Genomic DNA, 18,240 nt, shown 5'->3' on the forward strand with positions numbered 1-18,240 from the left:
TAGCGATTGGTGTTGGGCGGCGACGCCGCCCGCACCCTAGAGCCCCGCCTGAAGCCGGTTGACCAGGCGGCCCAGCATCGCGTCGCAGCGATCGAGCTGTTCGACGGTGACGAATTCGTCGGGCTTGTGACCCTGTGCCATCGACCCCGGCCCGCAGATCACGACCGGCAGGCCCAGGCGTTCGGCAAAGAGACCGCCCTCGGTGCCATAGGCCACCTTGATGGTGCCGTTCGCGCCGGTCAGCCCCTTGACGAAGGCGACCACAGCGGCACCGGGCGGCGTGCCGAGGCCGGGATAGCGCATGGTCTGCTGGAATTCGACCCGGGCGTCGGCATCGCCGGTATCGGCCACGATCCGCGCCGCCGCGGCGCGCAGATCGGCAAGGATGGCGTCGGGATCATCCTCGGCCAGGTTGCGCACCTCGTATTCCAGCGTGCAGAGGTTCGGCACGATGTTCAACTGCGTGCCGCCCCGCAGGCTGCCCACGTGAAGCGTGGTGTAGGGCACGTCATAGTCGCCGTCGCGGGCACCGGACGCGGCGATGCGCGCCTGCGCCGCGCGCACCGCAGCGACAAAGTCGGCCCCCATGTGCAGGGCGTTCAGCGCCAGCGGTGCCAGGGCGGAATGGCCCGAGCGGCCGTGGAAGGTGGCGCGGACGCCCACCTTTCCCTTGTGTCCGGTGGCCACCTGCATCTCGGTCGGTTCGCCCACGATCACCATGGCGGGCCGGACCGGCGCCCCGTCGAGCAGGTCGATCAGCGACCGCACGCCGATGCAGCCCACCTCTTCGTCATGGGACAGCGCGAGATGCAGGGGATGGGCCAGCCGCCGCCCTGCCGCCGCAAGGGCGGCGGCGAGTGCGCAGGCGACAAAGCCCTTCATGTCGGCGGTGCCGCGTCCGTAGAGGCGCCCCGCATCCTCGGTCAGCCGGAAGGGCGGATGCGTCCAGTCCTGGCCGTCCACCGGCACGACATCGGTGTGCCCCGACAGCATCACCCCGCCCCGGTCCGCGGGACCGACCGTGGCATAGAGATTGGCCTTGCCGCCCGAGGCATCGGGCACCAGCACCGTCGGCACGCCCGCGTCATGCAGCAGATCGCGCGCATAGTGGATCAGGTCGAGGTTCGGGCGGTGGCTGACCGTGTCGAAGGCAATCAGCCGGTCGAGGATGGCGCGGGTCTGGGGAAGGGCGTTCATCGGGGCCTCCGGTTGTCGCCCATGTCATCCGCCATGGCGGGGGGACGCAAGAGGCCGTGCCGCCGGGGGCTTGCCCTGCCGGCCGCCGCCGCGCCACCATGCGCGGGTGGCAAGGGCCACCGGGGAGGACATCAGATGACCGAAAGCCTGCGCCCCGGCGCAACATCCATGGTGCGGGGCCCGGTGGAGCCGCCCCTGTGGGATGTGACGATTCCCGCGATGCTGGCGCGGACCTGCGCCGTCCGGCCCGAGGCCGAGGCGGCGGTGTTCACCGACAGCGGGCTGCGCTGGACATGGGCCGATTTCGCGCGGGCGTTGGACGGGCTGGCGACGGGCCTGATGGAGCTGGGGGTGGCGCGGGGCGACCGTGTGGGCATCTGGTCGCCGAACCGGCCCGAATGGCTGCTGACCCAGTTCGCCACGGCACGGATCGGCGCGATCCTGGTCAACGTGAACCCGGCCTATCGGGTGGCGGAGCTGGAATTCGCGCTGCGCAAGGTGGGGGTGTCGGTGCTGATCCAGGCCGCGGCCTTCAAGTCGTCCGACTATCTGGCGATGATCGCGGCACTTGCGCCGGAACTGGATGACTGCGCCCCCGGCCGGCTGACGAGCGCCCGGCTGCCCGACCTGCGCGCGGTGGTGCGGATGGGCGCGGGGGCGACGCCCGGCTGCCTGTCGTTCGACAGCCTGGCCGCCACGGCGCCCGACGCCGGGCGGCTGGATGCCGCCACCGCCATGCTGGACCCTGGCGACCCGATCAACATCCAGTTCACCAGCGGCACCACCGGCCTGCCCAAGGGGGCCACGCTGACGCATCGCAACATCGTCAACAACGCGCGTTTCACGACGGCGACGATGCGGTTCTTGCCCGATGACCGGCTGTGCATTCCGGTGCCGCTGTATCACTGCTTCGGCATGGTGATGGGCACGCTGGGCTGCGTGGCGCAGGGCGCGACCATGGTGTTCCCCGGCGAGGGGTTCGACCCGCTGGCGACGCTGGCGGCGGTGCAGGCGGAACGCTGCAGCGCGCTGTACGGCGTGCCGACGATGTTCGCCGCGATGCTGGACCATCCGCGCTTTACGGAATTCGACCTATCCACATTGCGGACGGGCATCATGGCGGGTTCGCCTTGCCCGATCGAGATCATGAAGCGGGTGGTGGCGCAGATGCACATGGGACAGGTGACGATCGCCTACGGGATGACCGAGACGTCCCCGGTGAGTTTCCAGAGCCATGTCGACGACCCGCTGGACAAGCGCGTGACGACGGTGGGGCGCATCCATCCGCATCTGGAGGTCAGGCTGGCGGGGCCCGACGGCGAGCCCGTTCCGGTCGGGCAGATCGGCGAGTTGTGCACGCGGGGCTATTCGGTGATGCAGGGCTACTGGGCCGATTCCGAGCGCACGGCCGAGGCCATCGACCCCGAGGGCTGGATGCATACCGGCGACCTGGCGACGCTGGATGCCGAGGGGTACTGCAACATCGTGGGCCGGGTGAAGGACATGCTGATCCGCGGCGGCGAGAACGTCTATCCGCGCGAGATCGAGGAATTCCTGTTCGGCCATCCGGCGGTGCAACTGGTGCAGGTGTTCGGCATCCCCGACCCGACCTATGGCGAGGAGGTCTGCGCCTGGATCGTGCTGCGCCCCGGCGCCACCGCGACCGAGGAGGAGATCCGCGACTGGTGCCGGGGACGGATCGCGCATTACAAGGTGCCGCGCCATGTGCGGTTCAGGGGGGAACTGCCGATGACGGTGACGGGGAAGGCGCAGAAATTCCTGATGCGTCAGGCGATGGTGCAGGAACTGGGCCTGACCGAGATCGCCACGGCCTGACGCGGGGCTAGCGCAGATGCGCGACGGGTCGCGCGGTCGAGGGTTCGGCGGTCAGCAGCCCGCGCGGCACCGCGCCCAGCCGCAGCGCGACCTGCCAGACCGCCCCGCCATCGCCCGCGCCCTCGGCCCTGCGGGCCAGCGACACGGCCGGGCAGCCGTCGTCGCGCAGCCGAAGGACAAGGGCGGCGAGCAGAACCTCGGCCAGATCGGCGGCCATGCCCTCGGCCGCGACCAGGCTGGCGGCAAGGCCGGGCTGCCACCAGAGCCGCGCCTGCGCGACCTCGGCCCCGTTGCGTTGCAGGATGGCGCGGGCGGGTGTGGCCGGGTCGGCGCCGCGTTCGACGCGGAAGGACATGCCCGCCGCGAAGGCGCGGGTCAGCGCAGCCTGGAGATCGGGGGCGATGGCGGCCTGGTCCGGCCGCTGCGAGAGATCGAGCACGGCCTCGGCTCCGGCGCGGTTCACCGCGAGGCCGATGTCGATGGCCAGCGCCGCGTGATCCTCGGGCAGGTTCTGGAACACCGGCCGGGCACCCGCGCGCCGCGCGGCATCGGCAAAGAGACCGGCCAGTTCCTCGATCTCGGGTTCGGTGCCCTGCGGACCGGCGTCGGATATCCAGGCCCCGGCCGCGATGCGGAACCCGATGAAGGCGCCGCCCTTGGGCGACAGCATCAGATGCTGCGCCAGCCCGAGCGCCCGCGCCGCCGCCGGATCGCCCGCAGCGGCGGCGATGGCGACCGCCCGTGCCCGCAGGTCGACGTCGGGCGGCTGCGGGCGGTAGCGCGGGCCGTGCAGCAGCAGCGCAAGCGCCGTCACGCCGACCAGCAGTCCGCCCACCAGCCCCGCCCGCCAGGCGCGGGGCGCGCGTTCGTCCATCGCGAACTGCCACCACAGTTCATGTGCATAGGGCGTGGACTTGTGTGCGAAGAACAGCACGAACCCGAAGGCCGCGATGGTGGACAGCACCAGGATGATCCAGCCGGGCGACATGGCGGCATGGGTCAGGATCGCGCGGCGGTGGAACACATGCCGGAACGGCAACAGGACCAGAACCCCCGCCGCCAGGGCCGCCGCCCGCTGCAGGTCGAACCCGTCGACAATGGCCACGACCGCGCCGGCCGCCATGGTGGCCACGGCCAGCAGCCAGGCCCCCAGGCTGCGCCGGACCACGCCCAGCGCCAGCACGATCAGCCCCGCGCCAAGCGCCGATGACAGAAGCGCAGACCCCTCGACAAAGGCCAGCGGCAAGAGCGCCTGCGCGGCCTCGGCGGCGTCGGATGTCGGAGGCACCAGGGCGGCCAGGCTCATCCACAGGCCCGAGCCGAAGATCATCGCCGCCAGCACCAGCGGGGCCAGCGGCGACACCGCGTTCAGCCCCGGTGCCATCACACCGAGCAACCGGCCGAGGGCCGTCTGCCCGCCCGCGCCGCCCACGGTCTGCCAGAGTTCGAAGATCGCCAGGACGATCAGCGCCAGCGCGAAGGGCAGCAGGTAGTAGGTGAGCCGGAACAGCAGGAGCGCGGCCGCCACCTGCCCCACCGGCATCGACGCGGGCATGGCGGCGATCACCACCGTCTCGAACACGCCGACGCCGCCGGGAACGTGGCTGATGATGCCGGCCATGGTGGCGGCGGCAAAGACCGCAAGGAACGTCAGGAACTCGAGGTCGGACGACGGCAGCAGGATGTAGAGCGTCAGCGCCGAGAACCCGATGTCGGCCGCGCTGAACACCACCTGTCCGGCCAGCACCGGCAGGCTGGGCGCGCGCAGCGAGAAGCGCCCGATCCGCAGCGCCCGCCCCGAGACCGAGGCGATCACCAGCGGCACGACGATGGCCGCGATCGCCGCGAGCGCGACCGTCCGCACCATGGGCGCCCCGAAGGGTATGATCGCGGCAAGCGCGCCGGGATGCGCCGCAAGCGCCGCAAGCCCCACCAGCGTCGCCGCCACCCCGAAGGACACGGCGGCGAAGGTGGAGACGGCGGCGACGTCATAGCCATCGAGCCCGAGCCGCGAATAGACGCGCCAGCGCACCGCGCCGCCCGAGACCGCCGAAAGCCCGATGGTGTTCCCGAAGGCATAGGCCATGAGCCCGCCGGTCAGGACCACCGGGATCGGCAGCGGCTTGCCGATGTAGCGAAGCGCGGACCAGTCATAGCCTGCAAGCGCCAGATAGCCGCAGAGCGTGGCCGCTAGCGCCACGGCGACGGTGCTCCACGGTGTCTGGTGAATCTGGTCGACCACCTCGCGCAGGTCGACCGGCGCCAGAAGGCGTTGCAGCGCATAGAGGCCGAGCGCGAACAGCGCCGCCGTGACCAGATAGGGCAGAATCGCCTTCAGGACGGCCCATCGGTCCCGCACGGGTGGGGATGGCAGCCCGGCCGCGTCCATTGCGTTCGATCCTTTCGCGCCGCGGTTCCGCGAACCGGCATTCCGCCGGTGATGTAGGCCACCCCGGCCGCGCGCGCCAGTGCCCCGCGCCACAGGCGCGGTTCCGTCGGCAAGGTATTGGCGGAAGTGGTGAGCCCGACAGGATTCGAACCTGTGACCCACTGATTAAAAGTCAGTTGCTCTACCAACTGAGCTACGGGCCCACTGGAGGCGCCTGCTAGGCAAAGTCGGGGCGGTGGTCAACCCCCAATCGCAGCAAAGCCGGGCGACGCGGCGGCAGCCGCAGGGCGGCCGACCGGGACGGCTGGTGGCCGCGGAGGCCGGGCGCCCCCGCCGGGATGTGCCGCCGGCGGTCAGGCTTTCGCCGCGGTTTCCTGCCCCCTCTGCATGGCATCGCCCAATGCCGTCACCAGGGCCTGCACCAGACCGATGGCACCCGAGATCGGCTGCAACTGCGACGGCGCGACCGCCTCGACCAGCAGGGCCACCGAGGCGTGGCGTGCCAGCGGGCTGGCCGTGCTGTCGGTGATGGCCAGGATGTTGCGGCCGCTGACATAGGCGTCCATGACCACATCGACCACCGGCTGCGAGAAGGGCGGAAAGGCGATCGCCACCAGCAGGTCGGACCCGGACATGGTGCCCAGCTGCGGCCCCGCCATGCCGCCGCCGAAGTCCAGCAGGGAACAGGGCCGCTCAAGCCGCAGCAGGCCATAGGACAGGTAGCTTGCGATCGGGTGGGACCGGCGCAACCCGGCGATGTAGACATGGCGCGCGCCCCGCAGGAGATCGAGCGCGGCGGCGAAGTCTTCGGGCGGGCAGGTCCGCGACAGGTCGCGCAGGGCGGCGATCTGCGCCTCCACGCAGGTCCGCAGCACCTCGGCCGCATCGGGCGGCGAGGTGCGTTCGGCGATGCTGGTGTCGACCCGGTCGCGCAGGTTCGGCGTGCCCTCGATCAGGCGCTGCCGAAAGACCTTCTGCAGGTCGGAAAAGCCGGCATAGCCGAATTCCTTGGCAAAGCGGATCAGCGTCGAGGGCTGGATCTGCAGCAGGCCGGCGATGGTCGATGTCGTGCTGAGGGCAAAGACGCTCGGTTCATCCAGGGCGGACCGGGCGATCCGTTGCAGGTGCGGGCTGAGATCGGAGAAGCGGTTGCGGATGCGGTGGCGCAGCGCGTCGAAGGTCTCGACGGCGGCGGGTTTGGTGTCGGGTTCTGACATGGTTGCGGGGCGGTCCTGAGCAAGCGGTTTTCGTCCGCCAGTCTAGGCCAGCCGGAGGGTCCGGTGCACGAAGAAATTTTCATTGACATGGATTGAATATTTTTTCTACAGACAGGGCAGAACGTTCGATGCCCGGATCAACCGGCACGCTCATCGCAGTCGGCCACGGGCACCGCCGGGCCGGAAAAGGGAGGATACCATGTCGGACTCGAAGTTCACGCGGCGCGGCCTGCTCGGGTCGGCCACCGCAGCCGGCGGGGTGGCGGCGTTCATGGGGCCATGGCGGCACAACCGGGTCTACGCGCAGGCCACGGACAAGCCGATCCGCATCGGCCTCACCTCGGACGCCAGCGGGCAATATGCGAACTCGGGCGCCAGCGACCGCCGGGGCATGCTGATGGCCATCGAGGAGGCGAACGCGCGCGGCGGCGTGCTGGGCCGCAGGATCGAGCATCTGCACATCGACACCGAGACGACGCCCGCCACCGGCAGCCGCGTGGCCGAGCGCATGATCACCCGAGAGGACTGCGGGTTCCTGATCGGTGCGGTCCATTCGGGCGTTGCGAACGCAATCAGCCAGATCGCCCAGAAATACGGTGTGATCTATCTCAACACCAACTCGTCCTCGCCCACCGAAAGCGGCGAGAACTGCCACCGGGTGAAGTTCGTCTGGGACGGCAACGGCACCAACTTTGCCAAGGCCGCGACGAAGAATGCGATCGACGCCTACGGGCCGGACTGGATGCTGCTGACCAACGACTACGGCTGGGGCCATGACACGGCGGCAACCACCAAGGCACTGCTGGCCGAATATGGCGGCACCGTCATGGAAGAGATCCTGATCCCGCAGGGCACGCGCGACTTCACCGCCGCCCTGCTGAAGCTGCAGCAGGCCAAGCCGGGCGTGGTTGCGGCCGCCATCGGCGGGGACGACCAGAAGGCGATGCGCCAGCAGGTCGCGCAGCTGGGCATGGGGGCAAGCCCGGCCTGGATCAACAGCCAGCAGGACTGGCCCGACGTCTATGGCCTGCCGATCGAGAATCTGTTCGGCGTGTTCGGCACCACATGGTACTACAAGCTTGACCTGCCGGGCGTGGCGGAGTTCGTGGCAAAGTACCAGGCCATGTATCCCGACACCGCGATGCGGGTTCCCGGCAACGTGTTCTACAATGGCTACATGGCGACGCGCGAACTGCTTTCGGCCATCGAGCGTGCGGGCAGCACGAACAACATCGCGGTCATCAAGGCGCTGGAGGGGCACCGCATGCCGGCCGAAAGCCGGATGCAGCACCACGATGCCTACATCGACCCGAACACCCACCAGGTGCAGCAGACGATCTATCTTGCGTCGGCCAATCCGTCGCCTTCAGAGCCCGACGATCTGTTCAGCATCGTCACGCAATCCGACCCGGAGACGGTGCGCGACACCGGATCGGCCGCGAAATGCGCGCTGGAAAGCTATGAGGCCACGCCGACCTTCGACGCCTGAGGCGCGGCATCAGCCTTGCCGAAGGCCCGCTTCCGGCCTTCGGCAAGACCGTTCGACGCCCATGCAAAGGCGACATCCGACATGTTCGATCTGCTTCCGCACATCATCAACGGGCTGACGCTCGGCCTTCTCTTCGCGCTGATCGCGCTTGGCTTCACGCTGATCGTGGGCGTGATGGAGGTGATCAACCTCGCGCATGGATCGCTGTTCGCGCTTGGTGCCTATTTTGCACTGGCGACGATCGGGGCCGACTGGTTCGCGGAAACGCCTTTCGGCGCCTGGTGGCTGGGGCTGCCGCTGACCGCGCGCTATGTGCTTGCGCTTGCTGTCGGGCCAGTGCTGGCCGGGGTCGCGGGGATGCTGCTGGAGCTTTGCCTGCGGCCGACCTATGGCAAGCCCGCGCTCTACGGGCTTCTGCTGACCTTCGGCGCCGCCCTGGTGGTGGAAGAGATCATCCGCCTTGTCTGGGGCACCGGCGAGCAGAACCTGCCCGTGCCGCAGTCGATCAACGGCGCGGTGCTGCTGGGTGGCATGATCTTTTCGAAGTACAAGCTGTTTGCCGCCGCGTTCAGCGCGCTGGCGATCCTTGTGGTCTGGCTTTTCCTCGAGCGCACGCCCTATGGCGCGATCATCAAGGCCGGTGCGCATGACAGCGAGATGGTGCGCGCGCTTGGCTATGACCTGTCGCGCCTGCGGCTTCTGGTGTTCGGCTTCGGTGCGGCGCTGGCGGGATTGGCGGGGGTGATCATGGTGCCGATCTGGGGTCTGCGCCCGCATGTCGGCATCGACGTCGTGATCCCGGCATTCCTGATCATCGTGATCGGCGGTGTCGGCAGCTTCTGGGGCGCGGTGATCGCCGCGCTGATGGTCGGTCTCGCGGTCGGGATCACCGGGGCCTATGCCTCGGCCTGGGCGACGATGTCGATGTACATCCTGCTGATCGCCGTGGTCGGGTTCCGGTCGCGCGGCCTGCTGGGCCGCAAATCCGCGCTGGAGACCTGACCGATGATCACGCTGTCCGATATCCCGGCGCGCGGCGGATCGCCCCTGACACCCGCGATGGGCCTGTTTGCCGCGCTGGTCGTCACCGCGCCGTTCTGGCTGCAGCCGGTCGGCCTTTACCAGTATCTGGGGATCGAGGTGGCGATCTGGATCCTGTTCGCGATGGGGTTCAACCTGCTGTTTGGCTATGCCGGGCTGCATTCCTTTGGCCACGGGGCCTATCTGGGGGTTGGCGCCTATGCCTTCGGCCTGTTCCAGAAGCAGGTGGAGGTCAGCCTGTGGGGCGGTCTGGGGGCCGCGGTTCTGGCCGCGACGGCGGCGGGGGCGGTCGTCGGCCTGTTCCTGTCGCACCGCCGCGGCATCTATTACGCGCTGATGACCATCGCCTTCGGGCAGGTGTTCTGGTTCTCGGCGATCAAGCTGCGCTGGATCACCGGAGGCGAGGACGGGCTGCTGGGCATCCCGCGCCCCGATCTGGTGCTGGGCGGATGGCGGGTGGACCTGGATGACAACCGGGCCTTCTATTTCTTCGTGGCGACGATCCTGATGGCGGCGGTTGTCCTGATGTGGCTGCTGGTGAACGGCCCGTTCGGCCGGGTGTTGCAGGCGATCCGGCAGAACGAGATGCGCGCGCGGTTCATCGGCTATGACGTCTGGCGCTACAAATGGGCGGCCTTCACCCTGTCGGCGGCGTTTGCCGGGCTGGCCGGGGGCCTGTTCGCGATGGCGCAGCAAAGCGCCTATCCGGATGTCATGGCGCTGCACCAGTCGGGACTGATCGTGATGATGGTGCTGGTCGGTGGCGGGCTGGTGAGCTTCTGGGGGCCGGTGCTGGGGGTCCTGCTGTACTTCGTTGCACGCGACGTGCTGGGCGGCCTGACCGAGGCGTGGCTGCTGTGGTACGGGCTGATGTTCATGGTCATGGTGGTGCTGCGTCCCGAGGGCCTCGCAGGGCTGATCCACATCCTGTCGCGCCCGCGCGCCGCCGATCCCGCGGCCGCGCGGGCCAAGGAGGTGTGATGGCACTTTTTTCGGCAACCGGGGTGCAGAAGCGCTTTGGCGCGCGCGTCGTTCTGGAGGACATCACGCTCGCCGTCGAGGCCGGCAGCGTGCATGGCATCATGGGCCCGAACGGCGCGGGCAAGACCACATGCTTTCACGTTCTGACCGGCCAGCACCGGCCCGACGCGGGGCGCATCACGCTCGACGGCCAGGACATCACCGGCCTGCCGCCGCAGCGCATCGCGCGGCTGGGCGTTTCGCGATCCTTCCAGATCATGAACCTGTTCGACGACACGGTGGTGATCGAGAATGTCCTGCTGGCACTGCCTGCCATGCGCGCGCGCGGGTTTCACCCGTTCCGCGCCGTGTTCGGCGACCGCCGGCTGACCGACGGCGCGCTGGAGGTGCTGGACCAGGTCGGACTGGCGGACAAGGCCTGGGAAAAGGCCCGGGCACTGTCCTATGGCGACCGCCGGGCACTGGAAATCGCCGTGGCACTGGCGGCACGGCCGCGCATCCTGTTCCTCGATGAACCGACGTCCGGATTGGGCGCCGAGGCGACGCGCAACCTTGCGGCGCTGATCCGCCGGCTGCGGGACCGCCACACCATCGTGATGATCGAGCACGACATGCGGTTCCTGTTCGATCTGGCCGACCGCATCTCGGTGATCCACTGGGGACAGGTCATCGCGGAGGACACGCCCGCGGCGCTGCGGGCAAACCCCTGGGTGGCGCGGTCGGCCCTGGGCGAGGTGGCATGATGCTGGAGATCCGGGGCATCGAGACGTTTCACGGCGAGACCCAGGCGCTGTTCGGCCCCTCGCTGCGGGTGGGCGAGGCCGAGGTCGTGGCGCTTCTTGGTCCGAACGGGGCGGGCAAGACGACGACGATCCGGTCTGTCCTTGGCCTGTCGCCGCCCCGGCGCGGCACCATCCGCTTTGACGGTGCCGACATCACCGGAATGCCGACGCACCGCATCGTGCGCCGGGGGATCGGCTGGGTTCCCGACGACCGGCGCGTGTTCCCGTCGCTGACCGGCGCGCGCAACCTGCGTCTGGGCGTCCGGCGCAGCCGGTTCCGCGCCTGGACCGAGGCCGACATGTTCGGCATATTCCCGGCCCTGGAACACCTGATGGCCCGCGACTGCGAGAACATGTCGGGGGGGGAGTTGCAGATGGTGTCGATCTCCCGCGCGCTTCTGGGCTCACCCGGACTTGTGCTGTTCGACGAGCCGAGCCAGGGCCTTGCCCCGCGCATCGTGCAGGATGTGCTGCGCACCGTTCGGCGGCTGAAGGCCGACGGGGTTGCGTCGCTGCTTGTCGAACAGAACGCGCTTGCCGCGCTTGAGGTCGCCGACCGCGTCTATGTGATGGACCGGGGACGGATCGCGCACGAGGGACCGGCGGCGGAGCTTCTGGACAATCCGGCGCTGCGGCGCCGCCTTATCGGGATGTAGGGAATGGTTGCGATGCTGGAGGTGCGGGGTCTTGAGAAGGTCTATCGCAAGGGGCGGCTCGACCGCACCCCGACCTTTCGGCTCAGCGCCGACCTCACCATCGAGGCGCCGGGGGTGGTGGGGATGATGGGGCCGAACGGATCGGGCAAGACCACGCTTTTCGAACTGATCACCGGGTCGAATGCGCCGTCCCGTGGCGAGGTTCGGGTGATGGGCCGCAACATCCACAAGGTGCGCACCGATCAGCGCGACCGTCTGGCGATCCACTATCATCAGTCGTACCAGGTGCGCCGTTTCAGATCCCTCATGCCGAATGCGCTGTTGCAGCCCGCCGGTTCCGACCGTCCGTCGGTGCATCTGTTCGACGAGCCGCAGTTCAACACGCAGGACGGCTATATCGGTTTCATGCTGGACTTCTTCCGGCGGCTTCGCGCCGAGGGGCGGCTGGTGTTTCTGTGCGTGCATCCGAACGAGCGGTTCCACCTGGAGATCCTGGAAGAGATCTGCGAGCGGTTCATCTTTGTCCGGGACGGCAGCGTGACGACCCTGCCCGACTATTCCGCGCTCTTGGCCCATCCGCCCGCACGCGCCTATCTGGGCGATCTTCTGTCGCCGGTGGCGGCATGAGCGGGCGGCTGCGCGTGGCGCTGGTGGGCGCCGGAATGATCGGCCTCTACCACCTTCGGGCGTGGCGTGCCGCTGGGGCCGAGGTCGTGGCGGTCTGCGACCTGGATGCTGGCAAGGCGCGGGCGCGGGCGGAGGAATTCGGCATCGCACGGGTCACGACCGACGCTGCGGCGCTGTTCAAGGACGGCGGGTTCGACGCGGTGGACATTGCCGCATCGGTGGCGGCGCATGCGCCTGTCGCGCGCATGGCGGCCGATCACGGCGTGCATGTGATGGTGCAGAAACCGCTGCGCGAAACCGTGGCCGAGGCCGAGGCGCTGCTGGACGATGTCGGCGACCGGGTGCGCGTGATGGTACACGAGAACTACCGGTTCCGACCGCATTACATGACCATCCGCCGCTGGATCGACGAGGGCAGGATCGGCACGCCGCGGCATGTGACCATCGCCTGCCGGGGGTCGGGCCTTTGCCCGCGCCCGGGCACGGTGCCCTTTCTGATCGAGCGGCAACCCTATCTGACCGGCTTCCGGCGCAACCTGGTGTTCGAGACGATGATCCATCACCTCGACGTGCTGCGGTGTCTGGTCGGGCCGCTGACCGTCGTGTCGGCGCGCCTGAACCGGCTGGCCACGGGGTTGCCGGGCGAGGATACCGCCGCGATCCTGATGCAGACACCTGGCGGGCTGATCGCCACGGCGGATGGCTGCATCTGCGCGCCCGGCTATCCGCAGCTGCATGGCGACCGGCTGGAAGTGATCGGAACCACCGGCACAGCGGTCATGGACCTCAACCGCGTCTATCTGGTCGGGCAGGAGGATGCTGCCGAGACGGTCGATCTGACGGGCCGCTATCAGGAGTGCTTTGACACGGCGATGGCCGCCTTCGTGGCGGGCCTGCGCGACGGCACGCCCTTCGAGACCGAGGCACGCGACAACCTGGAAACCCTGCGGCTGATGGAAAGCGTCTATCGCGCGGCCGGCGTGGAGGTTCCGGCATGAACCGCGAAGCCACGACCCTGAACCCCGGGATCGACCCCGCCGCGATTGACCGGCTTTTCGACATCCGGGGCCTGAGGGTCTTCGTGCCCGGCGGCTATGGCGCGATAGGCGAGGCGATATCGCTTGCGATGGCGCGGCACGGGGCAGAGGTTGTGATCGCCGGGCCGAGCCTGGACAAGGCGCTGGCGCTGGCCGACCGCGTGGCCGCCGTCGGCGGCCTTGCCTACGGGATCGCGCTTGATGCCCGAAAGGTGGGCTCGATCCGCGCGGCGACGGAGGCCGCGATCGGTCTGATGGGGGGGATCGACGTGCTGGTGAACTGCGTCGGCATCCAGCGGGAACAGCCTATGATGGAGGTTACCGAGGACATCTTTGACGAGATGTACGAGACGAACCTGCGGTCGGCGATGTTCCTGGGCCAGGCGGTCGCACGCGACCAGATCGCGCGGGGACAGGGGGGCCGCCAGATTCATCTGTTGTCCGTGCGGTCGCAACTGGCGCTGCGCGGGCGGGGCTATTCGGCCTACTGCGCGACCAAGGGCGCGATGCTGATGCTGGTTCGCCAGCATGCGATGGAACTTGCCCCGCACAACATCACCGTGAACGGCGTCGCCCCCACCTTCATCCAGTCCGACCGCATCCGCCCGCATCTGGACCGCCCCGCCTTCCGCGACTTCATCCTGGAGCGCAACCCGCTGGGCCGGATCGGCGAACCGCTGGAGGTTGCCGGGCAGGTCATTGCCTTCGCCGCACCGGCGGGCAGCTACATGACGGGACAGGTGGTCTTCATCGACGGGGGGGTGACGGCAAGCCAATGACGCTTCGTTCCGCCCGATGGTTCGCCCCCGACGATCTGCGCGGCTTCGGCCATCGGTCGCGTCTGATGCAGATGGGCTATGGCCCCGAGGACTGGGTGGGCCGTCCGGTGATCGCGGTCATCAACACCTGGTCCGACATCAACCCCTGCCACGCGCATTTCCGCCAGCGCGTCGAGGATGTGAAGCGCGGCGTGCTGCAGGCCGGCGGCTTTCCCGTGGAACTGCCCGCCCTGTCGCTGTCGGAGAATTTCGTCAAGCCGACGACCATGCTGTACCGCAACCTCCTGGCGCTTGAGACCGAGGAACTGCTGCGCAGCCATCCGGTGGACGGGGCGGTTCTGATGGGCGGTTGCGACAAGACGACGCCCGGCCTGCTGATGGGCGCAATCAGCATGAACCTGCCCGCGATATTCCTGCCCGCAGGCCCGATGCTGCGCGGAAACCTGCGCGGCGAGGTGCTGGGTTCGGGATCGGACACCTGGAAGTACTGGGACGACCGGCGCGCGGGACGGATCGGCGCCGATGAATGGCAGGCGGTCGAGGCGGGGATCGCCCGATCCTACGGGCATTGCATGACCATGGGGACGGCGGCCACGATGACGGCCATCGCCGATGCCCTGGGGATGTGCCTGACCGGCGCATCGTCGGTACCGGCCGCGGATGCAGGCCATATCCGCATGGCCGCCGCGACGGGCCGCCGCGTGGTCGAGATGGTCCGCGAGACCTTGCGCCCCTCGGACATCCTGACGCGGGCCTCGTTCGGCAACGCCCTGGCGGTGGCGATGGCCATGGGCTGTTCGACCAATGCGATCATCCATCTGGTGGCCTTGTCGCGCCGGGCGGGGCTGCCGCTGACGCTTGACGATTTCGATGCGGCGGGGCGGCGGGTGCCGGTGCTGGCCAACATCCGGCCGGCCGGCGACCGCTATCTGATGGAGGATTTCTTCTACGCCGGTGGCCTGCGGGCGATGATGGCACAGATGGCCGGGCATCTTGACCTTGCGGCGCGGACCGTCGCGGGCGAGACCCTGGGCGAGGCCATCGCCGGGGCCGAGGTGTTCCTGCCCGACGTGATCCGCAGCCCGGACAACCCGGTGTCGACGGAACCGGCGATGGCGGTGCTGCGGGGCAATCTGGCGCCCGATGGCTGTGTGATGAAGCCTGTGGCGGCCGATCCCCGCCTGTTGCGGCATTCCGGCCCGGCACTGGTGTTTGACAGCTATGCCGAGATGAAGGCGCGGATCGACGACCCCGATCTGGCGGTGACACCCGACACCGTGCTGGTGATGCGGGGGGCGGGTCCGCTGGGCGGACCGGGGATGCCGGAATGGGGCATGCTGCCGATCCCGAAGAAGCTGCTGCAGGCCGGGGTCCGCGACATGCTGCGCATTTCGGACGCGCGGATGAGCGGGACGAGCTATGGCGCCTGCGTGCTGCATGTCGCGCCCGAGGCCCATGTGGGCGGACCGCTGGCGCTGGTGCGGACGGGCGACACCATCACCGTCGACGTGCCCGCCCGCCGGATCGACATGGTGGTGGACGCGACCGAGTTGCGCCGCCGCCGGACAGCGCTGGTGCCACCGGAACCGCGCTTCGGGCGAGGCTACGGCTGGGTCTATGCCCGCCATGTACTGCAGGCCGACCAGGGCTGCGATTTCGACTTTCTCGAAACGGGCTTCGGGCCAACGCCAGGCGAACCCGAGATCCTCTGACCGAAAGGCAAGCGCCGTGTCCGATGATACCCCGAAGTTCCTGATTGGAGGCGTCTTCCACACAAGCACCGACCTGCCGCCGATTCCGGTCGTCAATCCCTGCACCGGGCTGGTCCTTTGGCATGCCCCGGCCTGTGATGCCCGCCACGTTGCCGAGGCGCTGGCCCATGCCCGCGCGGCGCTTCCGCTCTGGTCGGCGGTGCATGGCTGGGAACGCGGGCGGGTGCTGCGCGGCATTGCCCGCGCGATGGAACGCCGCCGCCCCGCCATCGCGCGCGCCCTCTCGCTGGAGATCGGCCGCCCCCGCAGCCAGTCCGAGGGCGAGGTGAACGCCGCGATCGAGCAATTCGACTGGTTCGCCGGCGAGGCCGAGCGTCTGTTCGGCGAGACCATCCCGTCGCGCCAGGGCGGGCGGCTGGCGGTGATGCCGGAACCTGTCGGCATCGTCGCGGCCTTCACCGCCTGGAACTTCCCCGTGAACCTTATGGCCCGCAAGATCGCCCCGGCCCTGGCCGCCGGCTGCCCGATCCTGTGCCGACCGTCGGAGCAGACCCCCCTGACCTCGACCCTGATCGCCGAGGCCTGTGTCGAAGGCGGCGCGCCGCCGGGGGTGGTGCAGATGCTGTCGGGACGGGCCGAGAACCTGTCTCCGGCGATCATGGCCGCCGACGAGGTGCGCAAGATCAGCCTGACCGGCTCGACCCGTGTGGGCAAGCTGCTGCTGGCCGAGGCCGCCAGCACGGTGAAACGCTGTTCGATGGAACTGGGCGGGCACGCGCCGGTGATCGTCTGTGCCGATAGCGATGTCGAGGCTGCCGCCGTGCAATGCGCGGCGTTCAAGTTCCGCAACGCGGGCCAGGTGTGCATCGCGCCGAACCGGTTCTATGTGGAAGGCTCGGTCGCAGGCCGGTTTCTGGACCGCATGGTGGCCGAGGCGCGGGCGCTGGTTCCAGGCGACAGCCAGGACGCGGCCACCACGATGGGCCCGCTGACGCTGTCCGGCCAGCGCGACCGGATCGAGGCCCTGATCGCCGACGCCGTCGCCCGGGGCGGCCGGGTGGCTACCGGCGGCCAGCGCCCCGAGGGGCGGAACGCGGGCTGGTTCCTTGAGCCCACGGTCCTTGCCGACGTGCCGGATGACGCGCGGATCATGGCAGAGGAGCCCTTTGGCCCGGTCGCGCCGGTGACCACCTTCACCGATCTGGGCGATGCGATCACGCGGGCGAATTCCACGCCCTTCGCACTTGCCGCCTATGCCTTCACCGGCAGCCATGCCAAGGCGGAACGCCTGTCGTCGGGGCTGCATGCCGGCATGGTCGGGATCAACACCTTCCTTGTTGCCCATGCCGAGGCGCCATTCGGCGGGATGGATCATTCCGGGATGGGACGCGAAGGGGGTCGACAAGCGATCCACGATTACCTGAATGTAAAGCTGACGCATTTCATGTGGGGCTGACATGACAGGATTCCGCAACCCGCTGCGCCGGGTCTGGGACGAGGGACGCTGCGCCGTGAACGGCTGGATCGCATGTCCCGGCGTGCTGCCCGCCGAGGCCATGGCGCGTGCGCGCTGGGACAGCCTGACCATCGACATGCAGCACGGAACCGCGGATTACCGCGACCTGCTGGCGATCCTTCCGGTGATCGAGCGGCAGGGCAAGGCCGCACTGGTGCGGGTGCCCTGGCTCGACGAGGGGGCGGTGATGCGCGCGCTCGATGCCGGCGCGGTCGGGGTGATCGCACCGATGATCGAGACTGCGGCGCAGGCGGCGCGGCTGGTGGCCGCATGCCGCTATCCCCCCGAAGGCGCCCGCAGCTTCGGCCCGGTAAGGGCCCGGTTCGCCTGGGGTGACGGATACGGCGGTGCGGCGAATGCAGAAGTGCTGACGATCGCGATGATCGAGACACGGGGCGCGGTCGACGCGCTGGACGAGATCCTCGCCGTGCCGGGCCTTGACGGCATCTACATCGGCCCCGCCGACCTTTCGCTGGCCTTCGGACACCCCCCCGGCATGGACAGAACCGAGCCCGAGATGCGCAGCCTGATCGGGCGGGTCCTGACCGCGACGCGATCGGCGGGCCTGCGGGCCTGCATCCATTGCGGCAGCCCCGACTATGCCGCCGAAATGGCCGCGCTGGGATTCGATCTGGTCACCATCGGGTCTGACGCCCGATTCATCGAGGCCGGTGCGGCGGCCGCGACCGAAAGATTCCTGGGCCTGACCGCCTAGGGGGCTGTGGCGCCGCAGGATTCTTCGTGTGTTTCCCGCCCATCGTATCAATGGCCTGTCCAGTTGCATCGGCACAGTCGGCGCAAGGCTGAACGGTTCCACCTGAGCAAAACCGAAGTGTCACCCATCCGGCCGTCCGACACGTCGCGGGAGGATGGCGCCTGGATGGCTTCCGATGGGCGAACACGCGCGTCGGTGCGTGGACATGCTTTCCGGGGTGATGGCTGACAGCAACGGGGATCGCGCGGTCGCGCTGCCCCGCCGGT

The 18,240-nt window shown here is 69.0% G+C and carries 15 protein-coding genes and 1 tRNA gene; 12 read left to right on the forward strand and 4 right to left on the reverse strand.

Going from position 1 to position 18,240, the window contains the following annotated elements; all coding sequences use genetic code 11:
• Positions 1 to 36 precede the first annotated feature (36 nt).
• Positions 37 to 1,197 (reverse strand): acetylornithine deacetylase, encoded by a 1,161-nt coding sequence (gene argE / locus KF887_17255; GenBank protein QYK41107.1) that lies wholly within the window; start codon positions 1,195 to 1,197, stop codon positions 37 to 39.
• A gap of 135 nt (positions 1,198 to 1,332) precedes the next feature.
• Here argE and KF887_17260 point away from each other — a divergent pair, with 135 nt between their 5' ends.
• Positions 1,333 to 3,033, forward strand: coding sequence for an AMP-binding protein (locus KF887_17260; GenBank protein ID QYK41108.1), 1,701 nt, complete (start codon positions 1,333 to 1,335; stop codon positions 3,031 to 3,033).
• A 7-nt stretch (positions 3,034 to 3,040) separates the two neighbouring features.
• Here the strand turns inward: KF887_17260 and KF887_17265 are convergent, their stop codons facing one another.
• The 3 genes from KF887_17265 to KF887_17275 form a co-directional block, all read right to left on the reverse strand.
• Positions 3,041 to 5,392: a lysylphosphatidylglycerol synthetase family protein gene (locus tag KF887_17265; protein ID QYK41109.1), complete on the reverse strand. Its 2,352-nt coding sequence runs from the start codon at positions 5,390 to 5,392 to the stop codon at positions 3,041 to 3,043.
• Between the two features lie 157 nt (positions 5,393 to 5,549).
• Positions 5,550 to 5,625: transfer RNA gene (locus tag KF887_17270), tRNA-Lys, on the reverse strand.
• 150 nt (positions 5,626 to 5,775) lie between these two features.
• Positions 5,776 to 6,639: a MurR/RpiR family transcriptional regulator gene (locus tag KF887_17275; protein ID QYK41110.1), complete on the reverse strand. Its 864-nt coding sequence runs from the start codon at positions 6,637 to 6,639 to the stop codon at positions 5,776 to 5,778.
• Between the two features lie 199 nt (positions 6,640 to 6,838).
• Here KF887_17275 and KF887_17280 point away from each other — a divergent pair, with 199 nt between their 5' ends.
• From KF887_17280 to KF887_17330, 11 genes are all read left to right on the forward strand, one after another.
• Positions 6,839 to 8,128 (forward strand): ABC transporter substrate-binding protein, encoded by a 1,290-nt coding sequence (locus KF887_17280; protein QYK41111.1) that lies wholly within the window; start codon positions 6,839 to 6,841, stop codon positions 8,126 to 8,128.
• Positions 8,129 to 8,209: 81 nt separating this feature from the next.
• Positions 8,210 to 9,130 carry a branched-chain amino acid ABC transporter permease gene (locus KF887_17285; protein ID QYK41112.1) on the forward strand — a complete coding sequence of 307 codons (921 nt, stop codon included), beginning with the start codon at positions 8,210 to 8,212 and terminating at the stop codon, positions 9,128 to 9,130.
• Between the two features lie 3 nt (positions 9,131 to 9,133).
• Positions 9,134 to 10,150 carry a branched-chain amino acid ABC transporter permease gene (locus KF887_17290; protein QYK41113.1) on the forward strand — a complete coding sequence of 339 codons (1,017 nt, stop codon included), beginning with the start codon at positions 9,134 to 9,136 and terminating at the stop codon, positions 10,148 to 10,150.
• Entirely contained in the window at positions 10,150 to 10,893 is a 744-nt protein-coding gene (locus KF887_17295) for an ABC transporter ATP-binding protein (protein ID QYK41114.1), read from the forward strand. The genes KF887_17290 and KF887_17295 overlap by 1 nt, the downstream gene beginning before the upstream one ends.
• On the forward strand, positions 10,890 to 11,588 hold the full coding sequence (locus KF887_17300) for an ABC transporter ATP-binding protein (protein QYK41115.1): 699 nt from the start codon (positions 10,890 to 10,892) through the stop codon (positions 11,586 to 11,588). The genes KF887_17295 and KF887_17300 overlap by 4 nt, the downstream gene beginning before the upstream one ends.
• Before the next feature lie 3 nt (positions 11,589 to 11,591).
• A complete protein-coding gene (locus tag KF887_17305; protein QYK41116.1) occupies positions 11,592 to 12,215 on the forward strand; it encodes an ATP-binding cassette domain-containing protein in 624 nt (207 codons plus the stop codon).
• Positions 12,212 to 13,213: a Gfo/Idh/MocA family oxidoreductase gene (locus tag KF887_17310; protein ID QYK41117.1), complete on the forward strand. Its 1,002-nt coding sequence runs from the start codon at positions 12,212 to 12,214 to the stop codon at positions 13,211 to 13,213. The genes KF887_17305 and KF887_17310 overlap by 4 nt, the downstream gene beginning before the upstream one ends.
• Positions 13,210 to 14,031 carry an SDR family oxidoreductase gene (locus tag KF887_17315; protein ID QYK41118.1) on the forward strand — a complete coding sequence of 274 codons (822 nt, stop codon included), beginning with the start codon at positions 13,210 to 13,212 and terminating at the stop codon, positions 14,029 to 14,031. The genes KF887_17310 and KF887_17315 overlap by 4 nt, the downstream gene beginning before the upstream one ends.
• Complete coding sequence (locus KF887_17320) at positions 14,028 to 15,743, forward strand: dihydroxy-acid dehydratase (protein QYK41119.1); 1,716 nt, start codon at positions 14,028 to 14,030, stop codon at positions 15,741 to 15,743. Before KF887_17315 ends, KF887_17320 begins: the two co-directional genes overlap by 4 nt.
• 16 nt (positions 15,744 to 15,759) lie before the next feature.
• Positions 15,760 to 17,199 (forward strand): NAD-dependent succinate-semialdehyde dehydrogenase, encoded by a 1,440-nt coding sequence (locus KF887_17325; GenBank protein QYK41120.1) that lies wholly within the window; start codon positions 15,760 to 15,762, stop codon positions 17,197 to 17,199.
• Between the two features lie 100 nt (positions 17,200 to 17,299).
• Complete coding sequence (locus tag KF887_17330) at positions 17,300 to 17,974, forward strand: 2,4-dihydroxyhept-2-ene-1,7-dioic acid aldolase (protein QYK43629.1); 675 nt, start codon at positions 17,300 to 17,302, stop codon at positions 17,972 to 17,974.
• Positions 17,975 to 18,240: the final 266 nt, after the last annotated feature.

It is taken from the genome of Paracoccaceae bacterium, assembly GCA_019454225.1.
Lineage (GTDB): Bacteria > Pseudomonadota > Alphaproteobacteria > Rhodobacterales > Rhodobacteraceae.